The sequence below is a fragment of the Hyphomicrobium sp. 1Nfss2.1 genome, assembly GCF_965243865.1.
Lineage (GTDB): Bacteria > Pseudomonadota > Alphaproteobacteria > Rhizobiales > Hyphomicrobiaceae > Hyphomicrobium_A.
Genome location: NZ_OZ251603.1, coordinates 2524186 through 2551110, shown reverse-complemented (window position 1 = coordinate 2551110; position 26925 = coordinate 2524186). Strand labels below are relative to the sequence as shown.

The following is a 26925-nucleotide window of genomic DNA, read 5'->3' as shown; positions in this document are numbered from 1 at the left end:
AGCGCCTCACGCAGCCGCCGTCGCAGGCGCGGTCTCGCTGACGCGCGCGAGGATTGAGGCGATTGTGCCAGAGCACTTGCCGCAACCACCGCCAGCGTGCGTGTGCTCGGTGATGCGCTCAACCGACGTCAGTTTGTGTTCGTGAATCGCGTCCTCGATGGTGCCGGTGTCGATGGCCTTGCAGTTGCAGACGTTCTGGGCACGGCGCTTCTGCTCGGCCAGCTCAGGGTTGGCCGCAAGCTCGGCTGCTTCCCTGGCGATGGCGGCGTCAGCAACTTCTTCCCAAGTCGTCTCGTCCCATGGAGCGGGGCGGCGAACCTGCTCCCAGATCGGGTTGGAGAGCGCCTTGTCGATCTCGCGCACCAGCTCGACCATGCCGACGTAGCCGGCGTAAGCGTGATGTCGTTCCTGGTTGATATCGAGCCAGGGCATCTTCGCTTTGAGTGCGATGAACTGCGAGCGCCCGCCAGACAGCATGATGTCGGCCTTCGCCTCCTTGAGCATCTTGTACATCTCGCGGGGCGTCATATCGTCGATCATGTGGGCGTCCTGGCCCATGATCTCCTTGATCTTCTCTTTGTCTTCCTTCGTCGATTTCTTGACGCTGGTGCCGACGATTTCCATGCCGCCTTCCTGCAGGGCCGCAACCACCGACCACGACTTCACGCCGCCGGTGATGAGCAGAACGCGCTTGCCGGCGAGGCGCTGCTTGTAAACTTCGATCTCTTTCCAGGCGCGGGCTTCCTCGCGGGCGATGACGGCCTCGGTGCGGTCCATCAGTTCGGCGGGCGCGCCACGTTCGATGAGCAGGCGGGCGATCTCGCGCAGGGAGTCGCTCATGTCGCCGATGCCGTAGAACGAGCCCTCGAAGAAGGGAATGTCGTAGCGCTCCTGCATCTTGCGGGCGATGTTGATCATCGCCTTGGAGCACACCATCATCGCAGCCTTGGCGCGGTGCGAGCAGGCAACCTCGTGGTATTTGGCGTCACCGGAAATGCAGGCGAGGATGCGGATGCCAAGCTCGTCGAGGAGCGGCTTCACCTGCCATAGCTCGCCGGAAAGGTTGTATTCGCCGATGATGTTGATGTCGTACGGCGTCGTGTACTCGGGCTCCTCGGTGCCGATGACGTAGTCGAGGATGGCTTCGCCGGCGAGCTTGTTGCCGAGGTTCTTGGCGCCGACGAATCCGGGCGAATAGACGGGAACGACAGGCTTGCCGAGCTTCTCCGTCGCGGTCTTGCAGACGGCGCCGATATCGTCGCCGATCATTGCCGGCACGCACGTCTGATAGACGAACACCGCGGGCGGGTCGTACTTCTCGATGATCTCTTTAATCGACTTATAGAGACGCTTCTCGCCGCCGAAGACGACGTCGGTCTCGTTGATATCGGTGGTGAAGCTGGTGCGATAGAGTTGCGAACCCGACGACTTTGCGCCCCGGTTGTCCCAGGAGTTGCCTTCGCAGGCGATTGGGCCATGCACCAAGTGGGCGACATCTGTGATCGGCTGGAGCGCGATCTTAGCTCCATCGAAGGCGCAACCGCCGGCGGCACCGCCGGGCGTCAGCTGCTTGGTGCAGCCCTTCTTGCGTTCCTTGTCCGACTTGCCCTGGTTCTTCCCGCAGCCGGGCTCGTTGAAGACCTCCTGGATCTTATTGGCGAGCGTGCTCATCGGGATCTCCCAGACAACGGGCCAAGAAATGGGGCGCCGCCTGCCACGTGGGCAGACGGCGCGACCAGTTAGCGGATGATGTCGAACGAGTAGTCGGACTTCGACGGCACGTTGGAGTTGTTGTCGATCTCGTCGAAGATCTTGTCGAGGATCCACACCAGCACGTTGAGGCCACCCTGATAGCCCCACACCGGATAACGGTGGTGATGGTGGCGATCGAAGATCGGGAAGCCGATGCGGATGAGCGGCGTGCCCGTGTCGCGGTCCAGGTACTTGCCGTAGGTGTTGCCGATCAGGAAGTCGACCGGCTCAGTGAAGAGCAGCGAGCGCATGTGCCAGAGATCGCGACCGGCATAAGCGTGGCAGTTGGCGCCGAACGGAGACGAGGCGAACAGCTCGTTGCAGCGCTTCTCCCAGTTCTTTCCGCCGTTGGTCGCCAACACGTGCACGGGCTCTGCACCCAGCTCCATAAGGAAGCCGGCAAGGCCGAGCGTGAGGTCTGGATCGCCGTAGATTGCGAACTTCTTGCCATGGATGTGTGCGCTGGAGTCGGCCATGGCGTCGACGAGACGGCCGCGCTCCTTGGCGAGCTCATCAGGGATGGGCTTGCCGGTGATGCGCGAGATCTCCATGAGGAACTTGTCGGTCGCGGCCACACCGATGGGATGGTTGAACGCTGCCACCTCGTGGCCCTTGCCCGCGATGTAAGGCAGCGTCTTCTCGGTGCAGAACTCCTGCATAGAGATGGTTGCCTTGGCGTGCACGGCGTTGGCGGCTTGCTCGAGGGTGGTGCCGCCGTCGTACATGCGGAACTCGCCGTCGCTCGGCGTGTCCCAGACGTCGGAGTTGTCGCCTAGGATGGTGTAGTCGACGTTCATCAGGTTGAAGATGCGCTTGACCTCGCGCAGGTTGCCGACGGTGTAGCCGTCGAAACCACCGATGAAGTTGATGGACTCATTGGGCTGGCGCTCAAGCTTCGGAGCGGTTCCGGCCTTGCCATCCCAGAAGTGCTCGAAGATGCCCTTCATCACGTTGTCGTAGCCGGTGACGTGGCTACCGACGAAGGCGGGCGTGTGGGCGAAGGGAACGTCGTACTCCTGGGGAACGGAGCCCTTTTCCTTCGCAGTCTTGATGAAGGCATTGAGGTCGTCGCCGATCACTTCAGCCATGCACGTCGTCGACACGGCAATCATCTTCGGCTTGTACATGTTGTAGCTGTTGGCGAGGCCGTCGATCATGTTGTTGAGGCCGCCGAACACTGCCGCATCCTCGGTCATCGAGGAGGAAACGCAGGAGCTGGGCTCCTTGAAGTGGCGTGAAAAGTGGCTGCGGTAGTAAGCGACGCAACCCTGCGAGCCGTGCACGAACGGCAGCGTTGACTCAAAACCAACAGCGGCGAATACGGCGCCGAGCGGCTGACAAGCCTTGGCCGGATTGACGGTCAGCGCTTCGCGAGCAAAGTTCTTTTCGCGATACTCTTCCGTCTTAGTCCACTCACGGACGCGCTCAACCTCGTCCGCCGGCACGGCATTCTCAAAGTTCTTCTTCTTGTTCTCGAGCATCTCCTTGTATTCCGGCCCGCGGAATAGATCGAAGTGGTCGAGGACGTTGTCGGCGTTCTGCGCCATGGCGGAATCCTTCCAGACAAATAGGGTAAGGGTGGCCGCGCCCGCTCACGGCGCGGCCAGCGGTTGTCAGTTCCAAGGTGTCTTTGCGAGCTTCCAGACTGGCGCGTTGATCGCCATGTCCATGTCGCGTGCGAAGATCGAGAAGCCGTCGTAGCCGTGATAGGGGCCCGAGTAGTCCCAGGAGTGCATCTGGCGGAAAGGCACGCCCATCTTCTGGAAGACGTACTTCTCCTTGATGCCAGAGCCGACGAGGTCGGGCTGGATCTTCTCGACGAACTTCTCGAACTCGTAGCCGGTCACGTCGTCATAGATGAGCGTGCCGTCTTTCACGTAGTGCGTGGTGCGCTGGTAGTCGTCGTTGTGGCCGAACTCGTAGCCGGTGCCGACAACTTCCATGCCCAGATCTTCGTAAGCGCCGATGACGTGGCGCGGACGCAGACCACCGACGAACAGCATCACCTTCTTGCCTTCGAGGCGCGGGCGATACTTGGCAATGGTTGCAGCCATCAGCGCCTGGTACTTGGCGATGACGCGCTCAGCGCCTTCCTTGATCTTGTCGTCGAAGTGGCTGGCGATGCGGCGCAGAGACTCGGCGATCTTCGAGGGCCCGAAGAAGTTGTACTCGACCCACGGGATACCGTACTTCTCTTCCATGTGGCGCGAGATGTAGTTCATCGAGCGGTAGCAGTGCAGCACGTTCAGCTTGGCTTTCGGCGTCGCCTCGAGCTCAGCGATGGTGCCGTCGCCCGACCACTGGGCGATCACGCGCAGCCCCATTTCCTCGAGCAGGATGCGCGAAGACCAGGCGTCGCCGCCGATGTTGTAGTCGCCGATGATGGCAACGTCGTAGGGCGAGGACTCGAACGGAACCGGCTTGCCGGCAGACTTGTCGAACACCCAGTCGCGGACGGCGTCGTTGGCAATGTGGTGGCCGAGCGACTGCGACACGCCGCGGAAACCTTCGCAGCGGACGGGCACGATGGTCTTGCCGCCGTATTCCTTCGACTTTTGCTTGGAAACGGCTTCGATGTCGTCGCCGATGAGGCCGATCGGGCACTCCGACTGAACGGTGATACCCTTGTTGAGCGGGAACAGATCCTGGATCTCGTCCATGATCTTGGCGAGCTTCTTGTCTCCGCCAAAGACGATGTCCTTCTCCTGGAAATCGGACGTGAACTGCATCGTGACAAAGGTGTCGATGCCCGTCGTGCCGATGTAGTAGTTACGGCGCGCAGCCCAGGAATACTGACCGCAGCCCACCGGGCCGTGGCTGATGTGGATCATGTCCTTGATCGGACCCCAGACCACACCCTTCGAGCCGGCATAGGCGCAGCCGCGAATGGTCATGACGCCCGGGATCGACTTGATGTTCGACTTGACGCCGCAGTCGGGCTTACCTTCTTCGTAAGTGCCAATGTGCTTGGCGCGGCGCTTGGCTGTCTTCTCGGGATAGACCTCGAGAACCTCGCTGATGAGCGCCTTGTTGCGTGCCTTGATGTCTTCGAGCTTTTCCGCTGTCGCTAGGCTCATGGTGCTACCTCGAAATTGCCTGCCTAGCCGGCCCCGCCGAAGCGGGGCCGACATTGGGTGGTGTTACGTCGCTTAGGCTGCAGCGCCGGACGACAGCTCAGCAGCCGTCTTGCCGACCTGCGACTCGTCGACTGCCTTCATGATGCCGTGCTCCATGAGGAGGTCTTCGAGTTCGTCCATAGTGATCGGGGTCGGGATGATGCCGTTGCCCTGGTTTGCGTCGACGCGCTGAGCAAGCGTGCGATAGTGCTCGGCCTGCTTGGAATCGGGCGCGTACTCGACCACGGTCATGCGGCGCAGCTCTGCGTGCTGCACGATGTTGTCGCGCGGCACGAAGTAGATGAGCTGGGTGCCGAGCTTCTTGGCCAGAGACTCGGCCAGCTCGAGTTCCTTGTCCGTCTGGCGCTCGTTGCACACGAGACCGCCGAGACGCACGCCGCCCGAGTTCGCGTACTTCAGAATGCCCTTGGAGATGTTGTTGGCCGCGTACATGGCCATCATCTCGCCGGACATGACGATGTAGATTTCCTGGGCCTTATTCTCACGGATCGGCATAGCGAAGCCGCCGCAGACAACGTCGCCCAAAACGTCATAGGAAACGTAGTCAACGCCTTCGTAAGCGCCGTTCTCCTCGAGGAAGTTGATCGAGGTGATGACGCCGCGACCAGCGCAGCCTACGCCCGGCTCGGGGCCGCCCGACTCGACGCAGCGGATGTCCTCGAAGCCGATCTTCATGACGTCATCGAGTTCGAGATCCTCAACGCTGCCAGCTTCGGCGGCCAGGCTGAGAATGGTGTCCTGGGCCTTTGCGTGGAGGATGAGGCGCGTAGAGTCAGCCTTGGGGTCGCAACCGACGATGAGGATCTTCTTCCCCATCTGCGCGAGAGCGGCCAGCGTGTTCTGCGAGGTGGTCGACTTACCGATGCCGCCCTTGCCGTAGAATGCGATCTGCCTCAGTGATGACATTATGGTCTCCTTCGTCCCGTGTGTGCGTGTGCGCGTTATGCGCGGGTCCTTCCTGCGACGAGGCTGCTGCGCTGATTTCTGGATGTCGTGCCCGCCCGCATTCGCCCATCGATCCAGCAGCCAGTCGCCTGCAAATGAAGAGTTTTGCAACGACTGTGCCAGCCTTTTTGGGCCCGTGAATTCTGCGTAATTACAGCCGCTTAGGGCGCTCTCTCCGGTCTTGTTGCGAGTTGTTCTAAACCCGACATTGGCGGGGGGCTGGGCGACATCTGGGGTGGGGTCTGTATGAAAGAACACAACCGTCGACACCCGAAAGCAGACGCCGGAATTGTGTTTCTTCAGGCTTTGCGCAGCGTTCGCGCGGCGATGGCGCTGGTATGAGCTTTGCTTCGCCTCAATGAGGAATAGATGGCGAGGTCAACATGCAGATTGGGGTCGAATCTTCGCGAGCGGTCGAGAACAAGCGCATCTTCGTCGTCGATAACGACGAGATCATCCGCTCGGCGCTGCAATTCATGCTGCACGACGAGAACGAGACGCACGAGCTCAACAGTCTCGACCATGCCTTTCAAAAGGCTGTCGACTGGAAGCCGGATCTACTGCTGCTCGGAACGAATGTCGTGCAGGAGAAAGGTACAGCCGTTCTGGCCGAAATCGCGAACCGTCTCCCCGACACCAAGGTCATGATCGTGGCGGACGCCGCAAACGATCCTCTGGCGCTGGCGTGCCTCAAATCCGGCGCGCACGACATTCTTGCAAAGCCACTGACGATCGAATCTGTGCGCTACAAGGTGGACGTGCTGCTCGGGCGTCGTAAACTGCCGATGCTGTCGCTTGATTTGTTGCAACCCATACAGAGGCTATGACAAGCGCCATGCGGGTTCGGGCTGCATTCAAGCGCATCGGCATAGGCGAAGCACGCAACCTCATCGAGGGCCGCGAGTGTGAGCTTCTAATCCTCGACGTGCGGGATCAGAGAAGCTATGCGGGTGGGCATATACCCGCGGCGCGTTGGGTCTCCGACAAGGAAGTGTACGAGCTGCTGACGAGCCATCCGAAGCAGCATCCGGTCCTGATCTACTGCTACCACGGCAATGCCAGCCAGACCTACGCGCAGACGTTTGTCGATTTCGGGTTCGAGGACGTGTTCAGCCTCGATGGCGGCTTCGAGCTCTGGCGCACTGTCGAGGGCGCGCCAGTCGCAATTCCCGGCGCGCAATCATGAGCAACGTCCTTGCCCTCGAGAAGCTGATCGACTTCGGCGCACTGCCCGACTTGATCGACAACCTGGTGCAGCGCGGGGTCGCGGCTTATCGCACAGATCGCGCGGAAGCCGACCGCCTGTTCCGCGAGGCGCTCGAAGAAGGGCCCGAGCATTTACCGCTCTATTTCTGCCTCTATAAGATTCACACGTATCAAGGCAGTCTCGAGCGGGCGCTGGAAGCCGCACAGGCCGGTCTGCAGGAGGCGGCGCGGCAAGCAGGGTGGCCGGAAGATTTTCGTGCGTGGACGCCGCCGGGCGAGCCGGTCGATGGACCCGGCCGCTTCGCGCTCTACACGCTGAAGGCGCTCGCCTTCATACGGTTGCGGCGTGAGGAGCCTGGCGAAGCGCGCGAAGCGCTTTTGCATCTCGAACGCCTCGATCCAACCGGGTCGATCGGATGGCCAGTCGTCGCCAGTCTGGCCGAGGCACTCGCGTAGCGCTCTTTCCGCCGTCGCATCCGCGGCCCGGAGCCAGCCCCGAAAAAAGGAGGCCAGCCTCGCGGGCTGGCCCTTGATAGTCGTTGCTGAGACGGCTCGCCGCTTAGGCCGGCAGGGCGATAGACTTCACTTCGATTGGGAAGTCGGCAACCGTCGAGATTTCGCTGAGCGTGATCTCCGCCTTTCCGGGACCAACTGAAAAGTCAGCGACCGTGGTGCCGTCCGCCTTGAACGCGCGCGCAAAGCCCGGCGTGCCTACAGCGCTCGCCTTCACCGGATTGCTTTCAAACTGGGGGGAAGCGCTGGCGGCAAATGCGGGTGTTGCGAAGGTGAATGTCGCGAGGACTTCGCTGCGCTCTACGGGCGCATCCGCGCTCACTGGACGCGCCACCGAATAGAACACCAGCTTGCCGCCAGCGAGCTCTGCCTTGAGCTCGTCGGGGTTCTTTCCCTCAAACGCTGAGGCCACTTTCATCGTCTTCTCTCCGTCGTCATCACGTCAATCAGTGTTGGGCCGCCATCCATGCGCCGTTGGCAGACTCACGCGGCTGCACAAGCTCGCCGATGAATCTATCGAGTGGGATGGCGATGCGTTCGATGTTCTGCTCCACCAGGAAGCGTGCTTCGTTGCGCGTCGGCTCCTGGGGAAGTACGGCCCAATGCTTGTCGGATGAACGCTTCATGATCTGCCGCGCGAACGTGCGCTCAAGCTGATTTGCAAAGCGGCAACCGAGGAACAGGAAGTGCCGCCCGCGGCGAATGTTCTGCACCGGCTCGGGTATCGGCGTTTGAATGTCGATCTCAGTCAGCACTTCGACATAGTCGGTGTCAGACACAAGGAAGTTTGCGGCGGGCCGCACGGACCCGAGCGGCTGGTAAAGCAGCGTTGCCCAGTTTGCGGCTTCAACCGGCGCGACGGCGGGCGACATCCCGTCGACTGCGCTCGTTACGGCCGCTCGAGCGTCGACGCGGGTTCCGTCAGGGCGCAAATAGTGCACCCAGTTGCCGAAGTGCTCCGACTGGCTGACGCCTTGCACGATACCCCACGACGGGCGCCCTGCGAGGGCCTGCTGCGGGAGATCGTCATACCAGGCGTGCACGACCAGCGGCAGCTTGGGTTGGGCGGCGAAGAACCGGTGCAATACCGTCGGCGGGACCTTCGGGTCGAAGGCTTCAGCCATTGCCTTGGCAACAGTCTTGCGATGCTTGAAGTTCTCGATGAACTGCGCCGCCGCCGACAGATTGTTGCGAATCTTGTGCGGTACGCTCGCCTTCGCCGTGAGGCGTGCGACGAGCTGATCTGCGGAGGTCGGCACCGGGCAATCCTCACCGGTAAGCGCCAGCACTCCTGACCCCAAGTAGGGGATCAGCGTGCCGGCTCCGAGCGCCGAGCGAATTGCCTCGATGCTGACTTGGCTCATTGAATCGTTGCTCCGCTCTTGAGCGCTTCAATGCGCGTGCGCGTTTCACGGAAGACACCCCGGCCACCGGAAAGCGGCTGGTACTGACCCTTGAGCTCCTCGCTCAGGGTGTCGAACCACTTCTGTGGCGTCGCACCTGCCGGACGCTCGCCGATCTCGGTGACACTGCCGTCCGGGGCAAAGCGGACATGTACAAGAACCATTGCTTCTCCCATTTCCCTACTCCTTCCGTTGGCCGTTAGAATCCCGACGAGAAGCCCAGAAGCTCCACCGTCACGTTGTCTGCCCCGAAGCGCGCCTGGCATGCGAGCCGCGATTTCGAGCCGACGCCGACGATGGTGTCGAGCTTCTCGTTCTCGGCGCGCTGAACCTTTGAAAGGCTGCGGCGGCCGTCGTGGACGAAGATGTGGCAAGCCCCGCATTTGGCGTTGCCGTCGCACTTGTGCATGATGCCTTCCTCGGCGGCGAGCAGGGCGTCAAGAACACGTGCGCCTTCGACGACATCCACTGTTTTGCCGGATGGCATGATCGTCATGGTGGGCATTCTTCTTAGTCTCCTAGATAGTTCGAATGGCTGCGATTTGAGGCCCGCCGTTAGAGATAGATGGCGGTACCCGCACCCACGTTGATCGATGCGTCCTTCATCGTCCCGATGATGAACGCGATCTGTTCTTCGGTCAGGTGAGTGTGGAATGGGAGGGCGACGGCGCGGTCGGCCACCTTCTCGGCGACGAACAAACTACCGCGCCGATAGCCGAACTCCATGTAACGGCGCTGCGCGTGCAGCGGAGTGGCGTAAGCGGCCGCCTCGATGCTCTCGGTGTGCAGGTCCTCGACGATGGCGTCGCGGCTGGAGCGCGAAAAGCGGGTACCGAGGTGCACGACATATAAGAACCAGTGCACGACATCGACGTCGGGGCCGATGTATGGATCCTTGATGCCCTCGAACGATTGTACGTAGTCGTAGTACCAGCGCTCGGCGCGTTTGCGCTTTTCGAGGATGATCTCGAGCCTCTGGAGTTGAACAAGCCCGAGCGCCGCAGACATGTCGCTCATGGCGCACTGGAAGGGCGCCGTCATGCCAAACACCACGGACGAGCGATCCTCAGGGCGGCGGATGCGCAGCTGCTGCAGTTTGCCGGCGAGGTCGTCGTCATCTGTAACAACCATGCCGCCTTCGCCGCATACGAGCGGCCCCGGCTGCGAGAAATCGAACACGGACATGTCGCCGAAGGTGCCAACCTTCTTGCCCTGGTAAATCGAACCGATCGCCTCGGTGGAATCCTCGATCAGCACGGTGCGATGGCGCCTTGCCACCTCTCGCAGCTTGTCCCATGGCGCCGGATGGCCATTCACGTTCGCGCCGATGATCGCCTTTGTGCGCGCGCCTATGACCGCTTCCGCCTTTTCGGGCACGATAGTGCCGGCCCAATAGTCGATGTCGGCAAACAGCGGCCGAGCCCCTAACGCGGCGATGGCGTGGGCGCTTTCGCGCCAGCCGTATGGTGAGGCCACCACCTCGTCGCTGGCCGTTATCCCGGCCGCCTGCAGGGCGAGCAGAATGCCCATGGTCCCACTAGAGACCGCGACAGCATGCCTGCGTCCGAGGTATTGGGCGAATGCCGCCTCGAAGCGCTGGACGACGGGACCGGCGGAGATGCGCGGCGACTGAAGCACCTCGCTCACCGCATCGAGCTCGTCGTGCGTGATGTCTGGATCTGAAAGTGGGATCCACGTGGGCTTCATGACAGCGCCTTGCGCTCCGCTACAACAAGCCCCGTGGCACGGCTCGGATCATCGGTGAGGCGCCAGCAATGGTCGGCGCTATCGACGAGATAAAGGCTGAAGCGGCCGTACTCGCGGAACGGCGTTTCAGTGTCGATGTCGGAAGCATCGCAACGGGTGAGTGACAGGTCGGGAAAACGCTCACGAAGCTCGGCGAATACCGTCTCCGGGGGACGCGTCGTCAGAACCTGTTCGATGTCGGCAATTTCGTCCTGCTCAAGCGACATGACTATTCCCCACTCAACTTGCGCGCCTCGACCGTGATCGGGAGCATGGTTTCAGGCGCCATCTCCGGCAGTTGCAGTATCCATCCATTGGCGAGCGTGATGCTTCCGCCCCAAAGATCGGCTTTTTCGACTTCGACGATCGGCTCTTCCAAATCCTTCTTGGGCACGTAGGCCGAAAGCTTGCCGTCGGATCCCCTGCGGATCATCACCTTCATTCACTGGCTTCCTTTTGCTGGTCGTCCATCATCGGTGGTGCGCTGGAGAGCTCGATCTCACCTTCGAGACAGCCGACGATGCGGCGCTCGTTGAACTCGACCAAGTAGATTGCAACGTTCGCTTCGACGTGGCGGCCCACCTGCACGATCTCTCCGACGTCGCCGATTTTGGCGAGAAGCTCATCCTCGGGCACGTCAGGGAACGAGCCGTCGTTGAAGAGGTCGACAGTGGCGCGCACGCGCTGGCCCCATTCGAACTTCGGGGCGACAGGCTCGCGCGGGATGACAGCATCGGTCGGCGCCACCGCTTCGGCGGGGCTCGTCTGCTCGCTCATAGTTCAGACTCCGGCGCTGCTGCGGCTGGGGGAGGTGCCGGCTCCGGGTTGGCGGGCTCGAGCTCCTTGCGCTTCATGCCAACGCGATAGCCCGTGCTCACGAACTCGACGCCATAGATGTAGAATTGCTGCAGAAAGGTGCCGATGCTCACCACGTACCCCTCTTCCCCCTTTTTTACGAGAATCTCGCCGATGTCCTTGCCGGGGAACGTCCCGTCATTTCGGATCGTGCGGCGTGAGCGCACCTTTGCCCCGTAGTCGTACAAAGGCGGGTCGTTGAGCTCGACCGTGTCGCTATCGCGGCTGATGTTCGTCATCGGCGCACCTCGTGGGTCAGAAGTGGGTCAGAAGCGTCTTGCGTTGGTGTCAGTCGTCGTCATCGTCGCGGCCCTTGCGCTCGAGCACGTCGAGCAGCACGCGGCCGCCCAGCCTGTTTGCAGGGTCGAGATCGAGAAGCTTCTCCACCGCAAGGCGCGCTTCGCCCTCATTGCCGAGGCGCATATTGAGGTACGCGTAGCCCTTGAGCGTGAAGAGATAGAAGCGCGGCAGCACCGCGTCCCAACCGCTGAAATCTGTGTCGTTGCGCGTTACTTCGCGCCAGTCGCTGGCGAGGCCATTCTCGCGGGCTGCTTTGGCAAGGCATACGCGCGCCACTTCGAGCGCCTCATCGAGACGGCCTTTATAGAAGTAGAACCGGTAGAGGCCGATCAGCACGGCCGCATGGCCCGGAGCGTGCGCCTCGGCGTCACGTAGGTGCTGCTCTGCAAGGTCGGCGTTGTGATAGGACAAGCTCGCCATGCGCAGATGGTGTTCGGCAGCGGCCGGGAGACCTTGACCGAGCAATACGCTCGCGATGAGCGCGTCGTCCGCCAGAGGTGCCTCCATGCTCCTGACCGCTGCCGTCATCGTCGCCCCTAACTCAGCTTGAGCGACGAAGCGTCAACTGTCGGCGTCTGCTCGGAGGAGCAGCCGCACGACTTGGCCTTCGGGTCGTGGAACACAAACCCGGTCTGCAGCGGCGAGTCGACGAAGTCGACCGTTACGCCGTCGAGCAGCAGCCGGCTTTCGGCCGGAAGGAAGAACTTCATGCCGCTCACGTCGACGACAGCATCGCCCGAGCGCGGTTGCGCCTCGACACTGAATTCCGCCGCCAGACCGGAGCAGCCTCCCGCCGTTACCGAGAGACGGAACCCGCTTCCCGGACCGCCATCGAAGCGCAACATGCGTTGGATGAACTTCTGTGCTGCGGGTGTCACGCTCATGTCCATGGAAGCGTCCTCCTCAAACCGGGGCCTGATAGCGTGGATAGGAGGCGTCGATGATGCAGGTATCATCGACCGGGCACACCGCCACGCACTGCGGGATGTCGAAGTGACCGATGCACTCGGTGCACTTCTTCGGGTTGATGACGAACGTCCCATTCTTCTCGGAGATGGCGACGTTCGGGCACTCCGCCTCGCAAGCCGAGCACGAGGTGCACTGCGATGCGACGATCTTGTAGGCCATTTATCAGCTCCAGTTAGTCGAGTTTAAGCGTTGATGAGCGCGCCCTGGCGGATGTCGGCATCGCCACGCGTGACGTGCTCGATCTCGCCGCTCCTCACGCGCTGCAGGTAGTCCTTGAAGTAGGCGATGGCGGACTGCTCGATGAACTCCATCGCGTACTGATCGACCGGCTCGATGCCGGCCTTGAGCAAATCGTTCTTGGGACAACCGCCGATCTTGGCGACGAACACTGCGGCGCAGTCGTTGATGGCGCGGATGACGGTTTCCAGGCTCCCCTCATCGCCGAAGCCGCCCTGGCAGTAGAGGTCGACGCGGCGGTGTCCGACGAACTTCGCACCGGAGGTCGAAAGCTCGTAGATTTGGAACTCTTTGGCGTGCCCGAAGTGCTCGTTGATGCGGCCGCTGCCCTTGGTGGCGACGGCGACGAGGATTTTGATGTCGCTCATCTCGCCAGCCATTGTGGCGAGTTCTGCCTGCTTGGCTTCGACCTTGGCCTGACGCTCGCCTTCGACCTTGTCCTGATAGGCTTTGCGCGTGTCGAGGTCGTACTTGACCTCCATCTGCATGATCTTATCGGTGGTGAACTCCGAGGAGCGATCCTCACCGAGGAGACCGACGGCGTCGGCGCGGCACTGACGGCAGTGACGCATCATGTTCATCTCGCCTTCGCAGTCGTCCTGCAGAGCCTTCAGCTCCTGCGCCGTCGGTCCGCGCTGTCCGGTGAGTCCGAAGACGGTGCCGTGCTCGGGCGCGGAGATGAGCGGCATGATGTTGTGCAGGAAGGCGCCGCGCGATTTGACGGCCTTGTTCACCTCGACGAGGTGCTTATCGTTGACGCCTGGGATCATCACCGAGTTGATCTTGCAGAGGATGCCGCGCTCGGTGAGCATCTCAAGGCCGCGGAGCTGATGCTCGGAGAGAATGCGCGCTGCCTCGACGCCCTCGATGCGGCGGTGGTTGTAGAAGATCCAGGGATAGATCTTCGCGCCGATTTCCGGGTCGACCATGTTGATGGTGATGGTGACGTGATCGACGTTGAACTTCTGGATCGTGTCGACGTGCTCAGGCAGCGCCAGACCATTGGTCGACAGGCACAGCTTGATGTCGGGGGCTGTCTGCGAAATCAGCTCAAACGTCTTGAAGGTCTTGGCCGGGTTTGCGAGCGGGTCACCGGGGCCGGCGATGCCGAGCACGGTCATCTGCGGGATGGTTGACGCGACCGCGAGCACCTTCTTGGCGGCCTGTTCGGGCGTGAGCTTCTCACTCACGACGCCGGGACGCGATTCATTGGCGCAATCGTATTTGCGATTGCAGTAGTTGCACTGGATGTTGCAGGCCGGCGCAACGGCGACGTGCATACGTGCGTAGTGGTGGTGCGCTTCCTCGCTGTAGCAGGGATGGTTCTTCACCTTCTCCCAGATCTCAGCGGGCATATCGCCCTGGCCCGCGCCGGTGCCGCAGCTCGCCTTGCCGCTGCCGCCCTTGGTGCCGCAGCCCTTATGCTCTGCGATATCCTGCATCACCTCGTCGAGCGAGCGAGGATCTTCCTTCGCCGTCTCAACGTTGCGTTCAACTAGTCCGTCCATAGTGCCGACCTCGCTATGCCCGTGGTGGCGATTGCATTGGCGGCCGAGCTAATTGTCCCGTGTCGGCCGACGACCCAATCGCCGTCTAGAAAAGCTCTAGGCAACTTGCGTGCCACGCATCGCATTCACTCCAACGCTTTGAAATGACGCCGCTTTCCAATTGTCGGCCCTGATGTCGCGATGCCGACAGCGGCGAGGGAAATGTCGGAGCTGTTGGGAACCCGACATCGATCAGGCGCGGGCATGCGTCGTTCGTCGCGGAGGCGACGAACGCGTGCGTGTGGCGACGGTGGATTGGATCAGGCGAAGAGGTCACGCGCTTTGATCAGCGCCTCTGCGAGGCGGTCAACTTCGCTGCGCGTGTTATAGAGCGCGAACGAGGCGCGGCACGTCGCGCCGACACCGAAGCGGCGCAGCAGCGGCATGGCGCAATGCGTGCCGGCGCGGACAGCGACGCCCGACTGATCGATGAGGGTCGCGAAATCGTGCGCGTGCGCTTCCTTCATCTCGAAGGAGACGATAGCCCCCTTGTCAGCAGCATTGCCGATGATGCGCAGAGAGTTGATCTCACGAAGGCGCTCGTGGGCGTACTTAGTCAGATCTGTCTCGTGCGCGCGGATGCGCGCTTTGCCGATGGAGGCGATGTAATCCAGCGCTGCCCCAAGGCCGATCGCTTCGACGATCGGCGGGGTTCCGGCTTCGAAGCGGTGTGGCGGCACGCCGTAGGTGATCTTGTCCTCGAACACCTCGTTGATCATCTCGCCACCGCCGTTGAATGGGCGCATGCCCTCCAGAAGCTCGAACTTGCCGTAGAGGGCCCCGATGGCCGTCGGTCCGTAGAGCTTGTGGCCGGTGATGACGTAGAAGTCGGCATCGATGTCGCGCACGTCGGCGTCGAGATGGACGCAACCCTGCGATCCATCGACCAGCACTGGGATGCCGCGCGCGTGAGCGAGGCTCACGACCTCTTTCACCGGAACAATAGTGCCGAGCACGTTCGACATGTGGGTGATGGCCACCATGCGCGTACGCGGGGACAAGAGCTTCTCGAATTCGTCGATGAGAAAGTTTCCGTCGTCGTCGACGGGCGCCCACTTGATAACGGCGCCGTACTGCTCGCGCAGGAAATGCCAGGGAACGACGTTGGCGTGGTGCTCCATGATGGAGAGCACGATCTCGTCCCCGGGCTTGATGCGGTCGCGTCCGAACGTAGAGGCGACCAGATTGATGGCCTCGGTGGCGCTGCGGGTGAAGACGATCTCGTCCACGCGCTCGGCGTTGAGGAACGCGCGCACCTTCTCGCGCGCTTCCTCGAAGGCGGCTGTGGCAGCGTTGGACAGATAATGCAGTCCGCGGTGCACGTTGGCGTATTCGGACGTGTAGGCGTATTGCATGCGGCCAAGGACGGCTTCCGGCTTCTGCGCGGATGCAGCGTTGTCGAGATAGACGAGCGGCTTGCCGTGTACGCGCATGCCGAGGATAGGAAAGTCCTCGCGGACGCGCCCAACGTCGTAACTGCCGTTCTTGACCGCTGGATGCATATCAGTGTCCCCGTGCGTCCATCGCGGCATCGACGATGCCACTGAGCGCAACGCGGACGCCCTCGCTGGAAATGCCGTCGATCACCTCGCCGAGGAAAGCCTTGATGAGCAACGCCTCAGCTTCGTCGGCGGGAATGCCGCGGGCCATCAGGTAGAACTTCATTTTGTCGTCGAGTGCGCCACAGGTGGTGCCGTGTCCGCACTGGACGTCGTCGGCGAAGATTTCGAGCTCCGGTTTGTTGTCAGTCTCGGCCGTCTCCGAGAGCAACAGTGCCTGAGACATCATGCGCGCATCGGTTTTCTGCGCCTTGCGGCGCACCATGATCTTGCCCTGGAAAACCGCGCGGGCACTGTCGTCGAGCACCGACTTGAACAGCTCGCGGCTCTGGCAACCAGGCGCGGCATGATCGAGCACGAGTGTCGTGTCTGCGTGCTGACGGTTGTTGAGCAGGTTGGCTCCGCGCAGATCGACGTTGGCGCCCGTCCCGTTGCAGGTGACGAACAACTGGTTGCGCACCATGGCGCCGCCGCTGGTCAGCGCGAAGTCGCGCAGGCGAGCGCCGGCCGCCAGCACCGCGCCTGTGGTCGACACGTGGATGGCGCCCACGGCATCGTCGCCGAGCTTGACGTGATCGAGCTCTGCGCCTTCACCGAGATCGACGTTGATGGCGCTGTTGACGTGGTACTCCTCGGCGCCGAAGGCCTCGTGGCTCTCCAGCAGGGTCAGGCGTGCGCCGGCACCCAAGGACACCTGTGAGCGCACGAAAATGCTGGCTGGCATCTCGGCGCAGTTGGCGAAGACGAGATGAATGGGACGGGCAACGTGCTTGCCTGCCGCGACCGCGATTACCACGCCACCTGCCATGAACGCGGTGTTGAGCGCGTAAGCGATGTCGCCCTGGCTGACGTTCGATTCACTGATGCGCCTGACCACTTCAGCATCGCCCGCGGCGAGTGCGTCTGCGAGCGACGTGATGCTCAGCCCGTCATCCAGCTTGGTGAGATCGGACTGCTCAGGAACGAAAGTACCATCGACGAACACAAGCCGGCGCGGCTTGATGCTCGCGAAGGCACGTCCCGCATCGTTGGCGCGCTGGCGTCCCACGACTCCCGGAGGGGCGGCGAGGGGGCGTGCTTCGCGCAGGAACTGGCGCAGGTCGGTGTACTTCCACTGCTCGACGCGGCGCGTGGGAAGTCCGCACGCCTCGAAACGCCCAAACGCGGCGGCGCGCTGCGCCTTGACATTGGCGCTGCCGGGAAGGTCGGCGCCAACCTCGGCAAATGCCTTGATGAAGCCTTCGTCGGCGGCGGTGCGCACAGGGCGTGCTTCCATGTTCATCGGCTCACGCTGCCTCTTCCAGGTACTCGGCATAACCATTGGCTTCGAGCTCGAGCGCCAACTCCTTGCCACCGGTGCGGACGATGTGGCCCTTGGAGAAGACGTGCACGACGTCGGGCACGATGTAGTCGAGCAGGCGCTGGTAGTGGGTGATCACGACCATCGAGCGATCGGGCGAGCGCAGGCGGTTTACGCCATCGGCGACGACCTTCAGCGCATCGATGTCGAGGCCTGAATCTGTTTCATCGAGGACGCACACACGCGGTTCCAGAAGCGCCATCTGCAGGGTCTCCGCGCGCTTCTTCTCGCCACCGGAGAAACCGACGTTGACGGGGCGGCGCAGCATTTCCGGATCGATGCCGAGCTTTTCGGCCTCGGTGCGAACGCGGCGCAGAATCTCGGGCGAAGAAAGCTCCGGCTCGCCGCGCTTCTTGCGCTGCGCATTGAGCGCGGCGCGCAGGAAGGTCATCGTGGTGACGCCGGGGATCTCCAGCGGGTACTGGAACGCGAGAAACAGACCGGCCGCGGCGCGCTCATCGGCGGCCGTATCGAGGATGTTTGCACCGTCCAACAGCACCTCGCCGGCCGTCACGTCATAGTCTGGCTTACCGGCCAGCACGTACGACAACGTGGACTTGCCCGATCCATTCGGCCCCATGATCGCGTGCACTTCGCCTTTGCCGATGTCGAGGTTCACGCCGTGCAAAATCTTCTTGCCGGTAATCTCAGCCTGAAGGTTCTTGATCTGCAGTAAGGGCGTCATTGCATATTCCTTCATCCGTTGCGGGCTGGGATATCAGCCGACGCTGCCTTCAAGTGAGATGCTGATCAGCTTCTGTGCCTCGACGGCGAACTCCATGGGGAGCTGCTGCAGCACATCGCTGACGAAGCCGTTGACGACGAGGGCGACGGCTTCCTCGCTCGATAGGCCGCGCTGCATGCAATAGAACAGCATTTCATCGGAGATCTTCGAGGTCGTCGCCTCGTGCTCGAACTGCGTCGAAGCGTTGCGCGCTTCGATGTAGGGCACCGTGTGAGCGCCACACTCGTCGCCGATCAGAAGGCTGTCGCAGTTGGTGAAGTTGCGTGCACCCGTGGCCTTCTGGTGCGCCGTTACTTGGCCGCGGTAGGTGTTCTCGGAACGGCCGGCGGAGATGCCCTTTGAAATGATGCGGCTCTTCGTGTTCTTTCCGAGGTGGATCATCTTGGTGCCGCTGTCGACCTGCTGGCGGCCACTGGAGATGGCGATCGAATAGAACTCGCCACTGGAATTATCGCCGCGCAGGATGCAGCTTGGGTACTTCCAGGTGATAGCGGAGCCGGTCTCGACCTGCGTCCAGGCGATCTTGGCGTTGGTGCCGCGACAGTCGCCACGCTTGGTGACGAAGTTATAGATGCCGCCCTTGCCGTCGGCGTCGCCCGGGTACCAATTCTGAACCGTCGAGTACTTGATCTCGGCGTCGTCGAGCGCAACCAGCTCGACCACGGCGGCGTGAAGCTGGTTCTCATCGCGCTTTGGCGCCGTACAGCCTTCGAGATAGGAGACGTAGGCGCCCTTGTCGGCGATGATGAGCGTGCGCTCGAACTGTCCGGTCTTTTCCTCGTTGATCCGGAAGTAGGTGGACAGCTCCATCGGGCAGCGCACACCCTCCGGCACGTAGACGAACGAGCCGTCGGAGAAGACCGCCGAGTTCAGGGTTGCGAAGAAATTGTCGGTCGCCGGCACGACAGAGCCGAGGTACTTGCGCACGAGATCCGGGTGCTCGCGTAGCGCCTCGGAGATCGGCATGAAGATCACTCCGGCCTTGGCGAGCTCCTCCTTGTAAGTAGTGGCGATGGAGACGCTGTCGAACACGGCGTCGACGGCGACTTTCGGCCGGCCATCGGCACCGACGACGCCCGCCAGCACCTCCTGCTCCTGCAGGGGAATGCCGAGCTTCTCGTACGTCTTGAGGATTTCGGGATCGACCTCATCGAGAGAGTTCAACGTCGGTCGCTTCTTTGGCGCGGAATAGTAGTAGAGGTCCTGGTAGTCGATCGGCGGATAGTCGACGCGCGCCCAGTTCGGCTCGCGCATGTTGAGCCAGCGGCGGTAAGCTTCCAGCCGCCACTCGAGCATCCACTCTGGCTCTTCCTTCTTCGCCGAGATGTAGCGGACGATATCTTCGGAAAGACCTTTGGGGGCCTTTTCCGATTCGATCTTGGTCTCGAATCCGTACTTGTACTGCTCGACGTCGATGCGCCGGACGTGATCAACAGTCTCCTGGACGGCCGCCATTCTTCTCTCCGCTGATGCATACGTTGTTGGCGCTAGAGGCCGTCGTGTCGGCGCCAGTCTTGGCGCGCTGACGCGCAAGTTGCTTGACCTCGGGGTCGGGATCGTCCTGCAGGCGTGACAACACCAATGGCGTGCCGCGCTCTGCGACGACGTAACGGACGCGTAGGTCGTCGTCTTCGACGAGCGCCATCAGTTGCTTTGGCTCCAGCCGTGCGGCGACGGCGACGCGCACCAAGGGATCTGGATCGAACGACATGGCCGGCAGCACGTCCGACTTGATGCGGCGCGCCACTTCGCGGCGCACCTGCGGATCTGGGTCGTGCATAGCGATGGGCAGCACGTCCTCTGGCACGCGCTTTACGGCACCAAGGCGCACCCAGTAGTCGACATCGTGCAGCATGGCCACGAGGGCTGCGCCTTCCAGCCGCTGCGCCAACACCATGCGCACTTTGCGATCGGGGTCATTGGAAAGATGGGCGATACGATTCAACGGCAGCCGCTGCGCGACCATCGTGCGCACGTCCGGTTCGGGGTCTTCCATCAGAGGCGGCAGCAGGAAGATGCTGGCGTACTTGGCTGCTAGCACCCGCGTCTCGAAATAGGGGTGCCTCAGGTATTTGTCGGCTTCGGCAGGATTTGCCGCGAAGAAGCGATCGATGCGGCGAGCGCGCTGGTCGCGGACACAGATGCGGCCGAGATCGCAGCGCGCTTCAGCGCGGATAGGTTCGTGCGGGCAGTCGCCACACTGTACAGGGCGGCCCAGCCAATCAATGGCCGCGAGCGCCGCGTTTGCGTCGTCAGCGCCGCTCATCGTTGCGGCTCCGATGCGAACTTTCCGCTGACGCAGGTCAGGATTGCGGCGTGTGCTTCTGCGCTTGCGCTCGCGCGCTTTGCAATGATGCGAGACCGTTCGCCTGCGCTATGACTCGCCATCTGTTCGCTCCGAAAGGGCTGACGACCGAAGTCGTATCGTCACCCTTTCAAGCCGCGTGCCAGAGATTAACTGGTTGAATTTGAATAGTTATAAGGTAGGCGCCGGGGAATTCTGTCTGTCGTTCCCGCGACATAGATGGCTGATGCGTGTCGTATGTCCGACACCAGCGGATGACATCGCACCCGTGCGCGCGCACGTCTGACGACGCTGAATAGCCAGAGCGATGATGCGGCATCGCCGGCAATGGCTCCGCGTCGAGAACGGCCCGATAACCAGAGCAGGCAACAATGCCGCGATCGGAATTCAGCAGAGGCAAAGCTCATGAAACTCAGCGCACGCAACGTGCTCCCTGGTCGTGTGGTCGCCGTGACGAAGGGCTCGACCACCGCGCACGTGAGGGTCGAGTTGGCACCCGGGCTGATCATGACTTCTTCGATCACGAACGAGGCGGTCGACGACCTGGGTCTCAAGGTCGGCGACGCGGTATCGGCCGTGATCAAGTCATCCGACGTTATGATAGGGAAGTAGGCGCGCGTCAGTCGCTCCCGCTACTGGCGGCTGCGCAGCTGCGGCTTCGAACACCTGCTCGAGGCTCGCCAAGAGGCGCGCGCGACCTTCCCGCTGCGATATGCTGCGCCACCAATCGTCAATGATGCTGCGTTCGCACGCCAGTGTCGTGCCGTATCCGCCGGTGAAGCTCATCCAGTCGTCGTAGCACTTGTCGGAAACGGCCGTGAGGATCGGAAGACCCGCCACCACAGCGTCGGCGATTTCGGCACGCAGGCCCCCGCCACTCGCTTCCTGCTTGGAGAACTTGTTGACGATGACGAGCTCGACGTTCTCGGCGATGGCACGGCTGACCGCTACGGCAGCATCCGCCAGGCCGGACGGATCGAGCTTGCAGGCAGCCGACGCTGCGCCGAGCGATTGACTGATCGAGATCGAGCGCCCGGTCATGAGGTCGATGAGCGACATACCGGGCCTCGGATCGGCGGCCTTCTTGCCGTTGAACTGCACGACGCCGCCGATACGATGCCCTTCGCGGACGAGATCGGCGGCGAAGCCGGCAAGCAATCCATCGACATCGTCCTCGCCGGAGCGGTAGATGACGCCCGCCAGTTTAAGCAGGTTCTCGTGGTAGCTCATGAATTGCATGTCGCTCTCCGCAGATGAGGCCCGCAGGGCCGCTACTCACGATTGAGCAATCTGCATGCCGAAGTGTAACCGACCATGAAATCAGGCGCAAAGCCGGGGCGCGTGCGGTTTCTGCGTGTGGCAGTGTCAGAAACCCGACGCACTTGTGGCCAAGCGCACGCGCATCGAAAACCCCAACCGGCGCAAAGGACACTGGTATGACCACGGCTTTTCCGAGTGAACTCGAAGCCCTGCTGGCTGACGACGTTCCTTATGGCGACCTGACGACGGCAGCCCTCGGTATCGGCAGCTCAGCCGGGCGAATGACGTTCAAGGCGCGCGGGCAAATGGTTGTGGCGGAGGTCGAGAGCGCCGTGGCGCTGCTGCGGTTGGCGGGCTGCGAGAGTGTTACGGCACAGACGTGCTCGGGCGACGTCCTTGAAGCTGGCGCGGTGATCCTCACCGCTACGGGATCTGCGGAAGCACTGCATCGCGGCTGGAAGGTGTCGCAGACGCTGATCGAGGCGTGGTCGGGCGTTGCCAGCGCGGCGCGCGCGATCGTGGAGGCCGCGCGCCGCGTTGCGCCCGATATCGGCATCGCCTGCACGCGCAAAAATACGCCTGGGACCAAATCGTTTGCGGCGCGTGCCGTGCAGGCGGGCGGTGCTTCGATGCATCGCCTTGGCTTGTCGGAGAGCGTGCTCGTTTTTCCTGAGCACCGGGCATTTCTCGCCGATGTTCCTCTCGCCGAGCTGGTTGCGCGCTTGCGGCGCGCGGTGCCTGAAAAGAAACTGGTCATCGAGGCTAAGAGTATCGCAACGGCGCTCGAAGCGGCGGCGGCGGGCTTCGACGTTGTCCAGGCCGAGAAGTTGAGCCCCGCAGACATCCAAGCCCTCGTTGCCGCATTGAAAGCCGCTCCGAAGCGTCCGCTGATTGCTGCGGCGGGCGGGATCACAACGGAAAATGCGGCCGAGTATGCGGGCACGGGCGCGGATGTACTGGTGACTTCAATGCCCTACTTCGCACGGCCACGCGATGTCGCCGTCAGCATCGAAGCCGTCTGAGCAGCGCAACTGACGCGCTTTGTCAGCGCGTCAGAAGTGGCGGATCTCGATGCCGTGCTTCTTGAGGGCATAGCCGATCTGGCGCGGCGTCAGCCCGAGGATGCGCGCGGCCTTGGCCTGAACCCAGCCTGCCTTTTCCATGGCCTCTACGAGACGATCGCGTTCGGTCGAGGGAGCGCCATCGCCGTCGAGTGCACCACCCATTTCGGAATCTGAATTGGGTGAGCGGGCTTCCGCTGGCACCGGCGTCGCCGGCCGCGCCATCTCCGCCGATGTAGGCATGACGGGAAGTGGAATTTGCGGCTTGGGACGCTCCGGAAGCGAATTTCCGCCGCCGCCCTTCCAGAGCAGGGAGGAGAGGCAGAGGTCGTGGCGGCAGGCGAAGTCGTCGTCGACGATGGAGGCGCCAGAAGCCAGCGTTGCGGTGCGGAACACGCAGTTTTCAAGCTCGCGCACATTGCCTGGGAAGTAGCAGGCCTTCAGCACGTCGATTGCGCTGGAAGCAAGCTTCAGGTTGCGATTGTTCTCTTTGTTAAAGCGTATGAGGAAGCTCTCGGCGAGGAGGGGGATGTCCCCTTTACGCTCGCGCAACGAAGGAATGCGCAACGGCACGACACTGATGCGATAGTAAAGGTCGGCGCGGAACGTGCCCTTGCTTACTGCTTCTTCAAGATCGCGATTGGTGGCGGCGACGACGCGCACGTCGACCTTCTGAGTCTTGGTGCTGCCGATCCGGTCGAACTCGCCTTCCTGCAGGACGCGCAGCAGCTTGGCCTGGAAGGCCGGTGATATCTCGCCGATCTCGTCGAGAAAGATGGAGCCGCCATCGGCCAGTTCGAAACGGCCCTTACGGGACGCGATGGCGCCGGTGAAGGCGCCCTTCTCGTGTCCGAATAGCTCGGATTCCAGTACCGATTCGGGCAACGCCGCGCAGTTGATCTTGATGAAGGGCCCTTTGGAACGAGACGACAGCTCGTGGATGGCGCGAGCACAAAGCTCTTTGCCCGTCCCCGACTCACCGCGCAGCAGCACGGTCGCGTTCGATTTGGCGACGATCTCGATCTTGTTCAGCAGCGCACGAATGGCTGCGCTTTCGCCGATGATGCCAGCGACGCGCGAGCGCTCCCTGCCCGGCTTGACGCTGGTGAGCTCTTTCTCAAGCCGGCGGCTCTGATCCATCAAGCGCTCGCGGTCGCGGGCGATGACGCGGTGCAGCTGGATCGTCTGACCGATCAGATTGGCGATCATCGAAAGAAAGCGAACGTCGTGATCGGAGCGGAATTCGCTGCCCTTATCCCAGACGCGCACGATCGACAGCGTGCCGACGACGCGGTCCTCGATCTTGATGGGCACGCCAATGAAGGAAACGGGCTGCCCGTCCGCGGTCGCAGTGGTTTCCTGGGGCGCCCCTTGGAACAAGGGGTGCGCGCCGGCGTTCTCGAGCACCAGCGGCATGGACGTCGCAATGATCTGGTCCAGCACCTTACGCGGCAAGTGCTGATGACCCTCGTACGCGACCTCTTCCGTCCATACGGTGCCGACAACCATGCCGGGCACGTCGTCATCATCAAGGAGGACGATGGTGCCGTGCTGCATGTCTAGGAACGAGGACAGCAGGTTGAGGACGTTCGAAAGTGTTGTCTCGAGCCGCGCCGGTTTGGCGAGAATCTTCGAGACCTCGTAGATCCCAATCAAAGCGACCTCGCCCAGCTGTTTGGGGGCGGGCGCTGACGGCATCACACTCGTCGACTGCTTCACAGAAATCATTTCACCGCCTCGCGATATCGACGGTTCGAGGAGACTTGGTGTTCTCCGCTGCATCGCAAAAGCGTAATCGGCAGATCGAAAAGTGTCGCGCCTAAGTTTCCGTCAGCGCGTGATAATCCGAGCGGCAACGTGCACGTTTGCGCCGCAAAGCCCTGCAAAATGGGGCTTCTAGACTGACGGACGTCAGGCTAAATCTATTCTAGTTTGAAGTTTTGCGACAACCGGCCGCTGTTGGTCAGCCACTCGATGCAAGCCAGGGCTCTGCTCGCACCTCTTGGGACGCCGCAAAGTGCCCATTAAATGGGTGGGCAGGCCGGGTGCATCTAAGTATGCTCCAGGGTCAACAGTGTCCAGCGCTCATTAACGTCATGGCCTCGGCCCCAGCCGGGCCAACAGGATTCCTTAGAGATGTCGAACGTTGAAGTCGGCCGCGCGGCCGATCGGGATGGAAAGGTCAAGCGGCACGGGCCTGAGGGCTTCGCCGGAATGCGCAAGGCGGGGCAGCTCGCGGCCCAGGCGCTCGATATGCTGACCGAATACGTGCAGCCGGGCGTCACCACAGAGGAACTCGACGAGCGGGTTCTGAAATTTGCGCTCGACAACAATGCCTATCCGGCGCCGCTGAACTACCGCGGCTTCCCCAAAGCGATCTGCACCTCGATAAACCACGTGGTGTGCCACGGTATTCCGGGGCCGAAGCCGCTGCGCGAGGGCGAGATCATCAACATCGACGTCACTCTGATTGTCGACGGATGGCACGGCGATACCAGCCGCATGTATCCGGTCGGCCAGATTTCGCGCCGCGCCGAGAGGCTGATTTCGGTCACCTACGAAGCTCTGATGCGCGGGATTGCCGAAGTGAAGCCGGGCGCCACGACCGGTCATATCGGCGCTGCGATACAGACCTTTGCCGAGGGCGAGCGCTGCTCCGTGGTGCGTGACTTCTGCGGCCATGGACTGGGACTGACGTTCCACGACCGCCCGAACATCTTGCATTACGGCGAAGCGGGCGAGGGCGTCGTGCTGGAGCCCGGGATGCTGTTCACGATCGAACCGATGATCAATCTCGGGCGGCCGCACGTGAAGGTGTTGCCTGACGGATGGACGGCGGTGACGCGCGATCGTGAGCTGTCGGCGCAGTTCGAGCACAGCGTCGGCGTCACGGAGACTGGCTGCGAGATCTTCACCAAGTCGCCCGCGGGCCTCGATTTCCCGCGCTTTGCCGCGAGCTGAGGTCAGCGCCAACGTCATGCCGGATCGCGAGGAGAGCGGGGTCAACGAACAAGGCGCGCTCTTCAAAGCCGCGACCCCCGATCATGCAGGCCATCGGCAACGTCTGCGCGAGCGCTTCCGCAAGGGAGGCGCCGACGCGCTGCCCGACTACGAGCTTCTTGAGCTGCTGCTGTTCCGGGCTCTGCCGCGCAGGGACACGAAGGCTATCGCCAAGCGGCTGCTAGCGCAGTTCGGCACGTTCGCGGAGGTGATCAACGCGCCGGAGCAACGGCTCAAGGAAGTGAAGGACGTCGGCGACAGCGTCATCACCGAATTGAAGCTGGTACGGGCGGCCGCTTTGCGCATGATGCGCAGCGAGCTGGTGCAACGCCCGGCGCTATCGTCGTGGAAGCAGGTGCTCGACTATCTCTACGCGGCACAGAGCCATGAGCATCGCGAGCAGTTTCGCATTCTGTTTCTGGACAAGCGCAACCGGCTGATCGCCGACGAGGTGCAGCAGCAGGGGACGGTCGATCACACGCCGGTCTACGTGCGGGAGGTGATCAAGCGGGCGCTGGAGCTTTCAGCGACGGCGATCATCCTGGTGCACAATCATCCCTCGGGAGACCCGACGCCGTCGCGCGCGGACATCGATATGACGAAGCAGATCATCCAATCGGCGGCACCGCTGGGGATCTCCGTCCACGATCACATCATCGTGGGCCGCGAAGGGCATGCGAGCCTCAAATCGCTGCAGCTCATTTGATCCATCGCGCCGCTGGCATATTCCCGTGTACAACTTGCAATAATGCGCCCCAGCCCGGGGGAGCCTGCCCGGGCTGGCCGGCGAAGCAGATCGTCGCATGTGAGGGCCACCCTTCAGCGCTCCGCAGCCAGTGAATTATGCTGTTATGTGAGTAACATGCGCCGCTTTCGGCCCGGCGCCTCAATTGGGCGCTGCATCGTCGGCTACTGGCTTTATGGGACGAAGTTGCGTACGCAACGGCCGACTGTGCCGATGATTTGCGACGTTGTGTAACTCACCCTTTACCAGAGCATTGTCGACTACAACCTAAGCCGAATCG

The 26925-nt window shown here is 62.2% G+C and carries 31 protein-coding genes; 7 read left to right on the top strand and 24 right to left on the bottom strand.

Features of this window, described 5'->3' with window-relative positions; translation table 11 throughout:
- Positions 1 to 6 precede the first annotated feature (6 nt).
- The 4 genes from nifE to nifH form a co-directional block, all read right to left on the bottom strand.
- Positions 7 to 1671: a nitrogenase iron-molybdenum cofactor biosynthesis protein NifE gene (gene nifE / locus ACP15D_RS12435; RefSeq protein WP_424957806.1), complete on the bottom strand. Its 1665-nt coding sequence runs from the start codon at positions 1669 to 1671 to the stop codon at positions 7 to 9.
- 68 nt (positions 1672 to 1739) lie between these two features.
- On the bottom strand, positions 1740 to 3299 hold the full coding sequence (nifK, locus tag ACP15D_RS12430; protein ID WP_424957805.1) for a nitrogenase molybdenum-iron protein subunit beta: 1560 nt from the start codon (positions 3297 to 3299) through the stop codon (positions 1740 to 1742).
- Positions 3300 to 3365: 66 nt separating this feature from the next.
- Positions 3366 to 4829 carry a nitrogenase molybdenum-iron protein alpha chain gene (nifD, locus tag ACP15D_RS12425; protein ID WP_424957804.1) on the bottom strand — a complete coding sequence of 488 codons (1464 nt, stop codon included), beginning with the start codon at positions 4827 to 4829 and terminating at the stop codon, positions 3366 to 3368.
- A 72-nt stretch (positions 4830 to 4901) separates the two neighbouring features.
- Positions 4902 to 5795: a nitrogenase iron protein gene (nifH, locus tag ACP15D_RS12420; protein WP_424957803.1), complete on the bottom strand. Its 894-nt coding sequence runs from the start codon at positions 5793 to 5795 to the stop codon at positions 4902 to 4904.
- A 422-nt stretch (positions 5796 to 6217) separates the two neighbouring features.
- On the opposite strand from nifH, the gene ACP15D_RS12415 reads away from it, so the two are divergent.
- The 3 genes from ACP15D_RS12415 to ACP15D_RS12405 are packed head-to-tail and all read left to right on the top strand — an operon-like array spanning position 6218 to position 7496.
- A complete protein-coding gene (locus ACP15D_RS12415) occupies positions 6218 to 6661 on the top strand; it encodes a response regulator (protein WP_424957802.1) in 444 nt (147 codons plus the stop codon).
- An 8-nt stretch (positions 6662 to 6669) separates the two neighbouring features.
- Positions 6670 to 7020 carry a rhodanese-like domain-containing protein gene (locus ACP15D_RS12410; protein WP_424957801.1) on the top strand — a complete coding sequence of 117 codons (351 nt, stop codon included), beginning with the start codon at positions 6670 to 6672 and terminating at the stop codon, positions 7018 to 7020.
- Entirely contained in the window at positions 7017 to 7496 is a 480-nt protein-coding gene (locus tag ACP15D_RS12405) for a hypothetical protein (protein ID WP_424957800.1), read from the top strand. Before ACP15D_RS12410 ends, ACP15D_RS12405 begins: the two co-directional genes overlap by 4 nt.
- Before the next feature lie 103 nt (positions 7497 to 7599).
- On the opposite strand, the gene ACP15D_RS12400 is transcribed toward ACP15D_RS12405, so the two are convergent.
- From ACP15D_RS12400 to ACP15D_RS12315, 18 genes are all read right to left on the bottom strand, one after another.
- On the bottom strand, positions 7600 to 7971 hold the full coding sequence (locus ACP15D_RS12400; RefSeq protein ID WP_424957799.1) for a hypothetical protein: 372 nt from the start codon (positions 7969 to 7971) through the stop codon (positions 7600 to 7602).
- Between the two features lie 28 nt (positions 7972 to 7999).
- On the bottom strand, positions 8000 to 8917 hold the full coding sequence (locus ACP15D_RS12395; RefSeq protein ID WP_424957798.1) for an SIR2 family NAD-dependent protein deacylase: 918 nt from the start codon (positions 8915 to 8917) through the stop codon (positions 8000 to 8002).
- Entirely contained in the window at positions 8914 to 9120 is a 207-nt protein-coding gene (locus tag ACP15D_RS12390) for a hypothetical protein (protein ID WP_139247112.1), read from the bottom strand. Before ACP15D_RS12390 ends, ACP15D_RS12395 begins: the two co-directional genes overlap by 4 nt.
- Before the next feature lie 35 nt (positions 9121 to 9155).
- Positions 9156 to 9461 (bottom strand): 2Fe-2S iron-sulfur cluster-binding protein, encoded by a 306-nt coding sequence (locus tag ACP15D_RS12385; protein WP_424957797.1) that lies wholly within the window; start codon positions 9459 to 9461, stop codon positions 9156 to 9158.
- Between the two features lie 50 nt (positions 9462 to 9511).
- Entirely contained in the window at positions 9512 to 10663 is a 1152-nt protein-coding gene (locus tag ACP15D_RS12380) for a DegT/DnrJ/EryC1/StrS family aminotransferase (RefSeq protein WP_424957796.1), read from the bottom strand.
- Positions 10660 to 10929 carry a hypothetical protein gene (locus ACP15D_RS12375; protein WP_424957795.1) on the bottom strand — a complete coding sequence of 90 codons (270 nt, stop codon included), beginning with the start codon at positions 10927 to 10929 and terminating at the stop codon, positions 10660 to 10662. The genes ACP15D_RS12380 and ACP15D_RS12375 overlap by 4 nt, the downstream gene beginning before the upstream one ends.
- 2 nt (positions 10930 to 10931) lie before the next feature.
- Complete coding sequence (nifT, locus tag ACP15D_RS12370; protein WP_424957794.1) at positions 10932 to 11144, bottom strand: putative nitrogen fixation protein NifT; 213 nt, start codon at positions 11142 to 11144, stop codon at positions 10932 to 10934.
- A complete protein-coding gene (locus tag ACP15D_RS12365; protein WP_424957793.1) occupies positions 11141 to 11479 on the bottom strand; it encodes a nitrogen fixation protein NifZ in 339 nt (112 codons plus the stop codon). The genes nifT and ACP15D_RS12365 overlap by 4 nt, the downstream gene beginning before the upstream one ends.
- On the bottom strand, positions 11476 to 11796 hold the full coding sequence (locus ACP15D_RS12360) for a nitrogen fixation protein NifZ (protein WP_424957792.1): 321 nt from the start codon (positions 11794 to 11796) through the stop codon (positions 11476 to 11478). Before ACP15D_RS12360 ends, ACP15D_RS12365 begins: the two co-directional genes overlap by 4 nt.
- 49 nt (positions 11797 to 11845) lie before the next feature.
- Entirely contained in the window at positions 11846 to 12385 is a 540-nt protein-coding gene (locus ACP15D_RS12355) for a tetratricopeptide repeat protein (RefSeq protein ID WP_424957791.1), read from the bottom strand.
- Positions 12386 to 12393: 8 nt separating this feature from the next.
- Positions 12394 to 12747 (bottom strand): HesB/IscA family protein, encoded by a 354-nt coding sequence (locus tag ACP15D_RS12350; RefSeq protein ID WP_424957790.1) that lies wholly within the window; start codon positions 12745 to 12747, stop codon positions 12394 to 12396.
- A gap of 13 nt (positions 12748 to 12760) precedes the next feature.
- Positions 12761 to 12985 (bottom strand): 4Fe-4S dicluster domain-containing protein, encoded by a 225-nt coding sequence (locus ACP15D_RS12345; protein ID WP_424957789.1) that lies wholly within the window; start codon positions 12983 to 12985, stop codon positions 12761 to 12763.
- Between the two features lie 23 nt (positions 12986 to 13008).
- Positions 13009 to 14571, bottom strand: coding sequence for a nitrogenase cofactor biosynthesis protein NifB (gene nifB, locus ACP15D_RS12340; protein ID WP_424957788.1), 1563 nt, complete (start codon positions 14569 to 14571; stop codon positions 13009 to 13011).
- Between the two features lie 299 nt (positions 14572 to 14870).
- On the bottom strand, positions 14871 to 16112 hold the full coding sequence (locus tag ACP15D_RS12335; protein ID WP_424957787.1) for a cysteine desulfurase: 1242 nt from the start codon (positions 16110 to 16112) through the stop codon (positions 14871 to 14873).
- A 1-nt stretch (position 16113) separates the two neighbouring features.
- Positions 16114 to 17445 carry a Fe-S cluster assembly protein SufD gene (gene sufD / locus ACP15D_RS12330; protein ID WP_424957786.1) on the bottom strand — a complete coding sequence of 444 codons (1332 nt, stop codon included), beginning with the start codon at positions 17443 to 17445 and terminating at the stop codon, positions 16114 to 16116.
- Positions 17446 to 17455: 10 nt separating this feature from the next.
- Positions 17456 to 18214 (bottom strand): Fe-S cluster assembly ATPase SufC, encoded by a 759-nt coding sequence (gene sufC / locus ACP15D_RS12325; protein WP_424957785.1) that lies wholly within the window; start codon positions 18212 to 18214, stop codon positions 17456 to 17458.
- Positions 18215 to 18247: 33 nt separating this feature from the next.
- Entirely contained in the window at positions 18248 to 19729 is a 1482-nt protein-coding gene (gene sufB / locus ACP15D_RS12320) for a Fe-S cluster assembly protein SufB (protein WP_424957784.1), read from the bottom strand.
- Positions 19704 to 20540, bottom strand: a complete 837-nt coding sequence (locus tag ACP15D_RS12315) for a 4Fe4S-binding leucine-rich repeat protein (RefSeq protein ID WP_424957783.1) — start codon at positions 20538 to 20540, stop codon at positions 19704 to 19706. Before ACP15D_RS12315 ends, sufB begins: the two co-directional genes overlap by 26 nt.
- Positions 20541 to 20984: 444 nt before the next feature.
- On the opposite strand from ACP15D_RS12315, the gene ACP15D_RS12310 reads away from it, so the two are divergent.
- Positions 20985 to 21191: a TOBE domain-containing protein gene (locus ACP15D_RS12310; RefSeq protein WP_072370214.1), complete on the top strand. Its 207-nt coding sequence runs from the start codon at positions 20985 to 20987 to the stop codon at positions 21189 to 21191.
- Here the strand turns inward: ACP15D_RS12310 and ACP15D_RS12305 are convergent.
- Positions 21165 to 21818 carry a DUF2478 domain-containing protein gene (locus ACP15D_RS12305; RefSeq protein ID WP_424957782.1) on the bottom strand — a complete coding sequence of 218 codons (654 nt, stop codon included), beginning with the start codon at positions 21816 to 21818 and terminating at the stop codon, positions 21165 to 21167. The two genes, ACP15D_RS12310 and ACP15D_RS12305, sit on opposite strands and share 27 nt — an antisense overlap.
- 197 nt (positions 21819 to 22015) lie before the next feature.
- Between ACP15D_RS12305 and modD the strand changes: the two genes are divergently transcribed.
- Positions 22016 to 22861, top strand: coding sequence for a ModD protein (gene modD, locus ACP15D_RS12300; protein WP_424957781.1), 846 nt, complete (start codon positions 22016 to 22018; stop codon positions 22859 to 22861).
- 30 nt (positions 22862 to 22891) lie between these two features.
- Here modD and nifA read toward each other — a convergent pair whose 3' ends face one another.
- Positions 22892 to 24628: a nif-specific transcriptional activator NifA gene (nifA, locus tag ACP15D_RS12295; RefSeq protein WP_424957780.1), complete on the bottom strand. Its 1737-nt coding sequence runs from the start codon at positions 24626 to 24628 to the stop codon at positions 22892 to 22894.
- A gap of 408 nt (positions 24629 to 25036) precedes the next feature.
- Here nifA and map point away from each other — a divergent pair, with 408 nt between their 5' ends.
- Together map and radC are read left to right on the top strand one after the other, a co-directional pair.
- Positions 25037 to 25861, top strand: coding sequence for a type I methionyl aminopeptidase (gene map, locus ACP15D_RS12290; protein ID WP_424957779.1), 825 nt, complete (start codon positions 25037 to 25039; stop codon positions 25859 to 25861).
- Between the two features lie 16 nt (positions 25862 to 25877).
- A complete protein-coding gene (gene radC, locus ACP15D_RS12285) occupies positions 25878 to 26606 on the top strand; it encodes a RadC family protein (RefSeq protein ID WP_424959227.1) in 729 nt (242 codons plus the stop codon).
- Positions 26607 to 26925: the final 319 nt, after the last annotated feature.